Genomic DNA, 1,820 nt, shown 5'->3' with positions numbered 1-1,820 from the left:
CAGGCAATAAGTGGTGACTTGGTGTTTTTCAAAACATCGATGACGGTACGACACGTCGGTGTATATTTAGGAAACAATCAATTCCTACATGCTTCGACATCGAAAGGTGTCATTATATCGAGATTGGATAACCCTTATTGGGCCTCTAAGTTTTGGCATTTTAGGCGTTTATAGTGATTAAAAGATTAACTGATAACACAGTTGCTTTGAAGGTACTATTTAAACGCCTATCGCTGTTTAGCCTAGTAAATGTACTAGAAGCTAATTAGTCGTATTGAGCGACCGCAGTATCAAACAGATTCTTCACTAATGCGATGTATTCATCTAAGAATACAATTTGTTCGTTAGTCGCTTTTTTTGACCATACACCAGCTAACACTTCACCTAAATCAGCCACCACTGAATCCGCTTCTTTCAATAGTTGAAAACGAACGCTTGAATGTAACTCAGGGTTTTGCTCGAAAATAGCCATGATGTTTGTTGATATCATGTCAGTGATGATGTCTTCGACACTTTCATTACCTGTATCGCCATTACTATTAGTAAAGACATCTAGGTTAAATGATAAGTGTTCGATCAAAGCCAAATAGCCATCGGTTTCTACAACCACAATAAATCTCCGTTTAAGCTCAAGAGCAGATTAATATGTACCTACCTAATACTATGTATATGAGTCTGTTTGTCATCTCTTTATTACTAAAAACTGTATTAAAGTGATCCGAGCTAGCATTTAAGCTTAAATTTCAATCAAAACACCCTAACTTCACCAAACACACCTAAAATATAGTGAAAAATAATCTCAACCTATTTCTGCGATTCTATTGTATGAAAATCATCATGCCGTGAGATTAGTTCCAAACTATTTCCTTATATCATTCTCAATTTCTGTTTTGATTTCAAAGGGCTTGAATCAGTTCGAGTTCACAAATCAGCCAATTGATTCTACATTAGTTGAATAAGAGCCAAGAACATTGACGAGTGCGTCTATAAATTGCTCAGATTTATCCTAAACTATTGCTAGTAAACAAACAGTATTTCTAACCTTCAGTCTTTGAGGATTTCCTATGTGGCAGGCCATTTCTCAACAACTTTCAGATACTCTTCTATTTAACTTCCAGATAACTGAACGTACCAAGGTTTCTGGTGGCGACATTAACGATTGCTATATGATTAGCGATGGTAACGAACGTTACTTTGTAAAAGTGAACCTGCGAGAATTTTTACCTAAGTTTGAAATTGAAGCTGAGAACTTACGCTTGTTAAGAGAAACTTCTACCGTTTATGTTCCTGAGTTGGTACTGATTGGTAAAACCAAAGAATGCTCGTTCATTATCCTTAATTACTTGCCGACCAAGCCGCTTGAAACAAGCAATAATAGCTATGACTTTGGCGTTCAACTTGCCCAATTGCATCAATGGGGTGAACAGAAAGAGTTTGGTTGTGACCAAGACAATTATATTGGTAGCACCCTTCAACCCAACCCTTGGCATAAGAAATGGGGGCGTTTTTTCTCTGAGCAACGCATTGGCTTCCAACTGCAATTGTTAAAAGAAAAAGGCATCGAATTCGGCGATATCGATGATATTGTTGATGTAGTGAATATGCGTCTTGCAGGCCACAACCCTCGCCCTTCTTTGCTTCATGGCGACCTTTGGAACGGTAATGTTGCTAACTCAGCCTTTGGGCCAATCTGTTACGATCCCGCTTGTTATTGGGGCGATCATGAATGTGATTTAGCGCTAACTGAACTGTTTGAAGGGTTTTCAAAAGAGTTTTATGAAGGTTACCAGAGCGTCAATCCACTCGACGTTGGCTATACT

The 1,820-nt window shown here is 38.2% G+C and carries 3 protein-coding genes; 2 read left to right on the top strand and 1 reads right to left on the bottom strand.

From position 1 onward, the window contains the following. A partial coding sequence (locus tag AB4496_RS24235) for an NlpC/P60 family protein (protein ID WP_372132329.1) occupies window positions 1-174 on the top strand: 174 nt, incomplete at its 5' end. A 91-nt stretch (window positions 175-265) separates the two neighbouring features. Here the strand turns inward: AB4496_RS24235 and AB4496_RS24230 are convergent. Further along, window positions 266-610, bottom strand: coding sequence for a DUF3802 family protein (locus AB4496_RS24230; RefSeq protein WP_009846752.1), 345 nt, complete (start codon window positions 608-610; stop codon window positions 266-268). Between the two features lie 454 nt (window positions 611-1,064). Here AB4496_RS24230 and AB4496_RS24225 point away from each other — a divergent pair. Further along, window positions 1,065-1,820 (top strand): fructosamine kinase family protein (locus tag AB4496_RS24225; protein ID WP_372132326.1); only part of this gene is annotated, 756 nt, incomplete at its 3' end.

The organism is Vibrio sp. 10N.222.46.A1 (genome assembly GCF_041473595.1).
GTDB lineage: Bacteria > Pseudomonadota > Gammaproteobacteria > Enterobacterales > Vibrionaceae > Vibrio > Vibrio tasmaniensis_A.
This window is presented reverse-complemented; position numbering and strand designations above follow the sequence as displayed.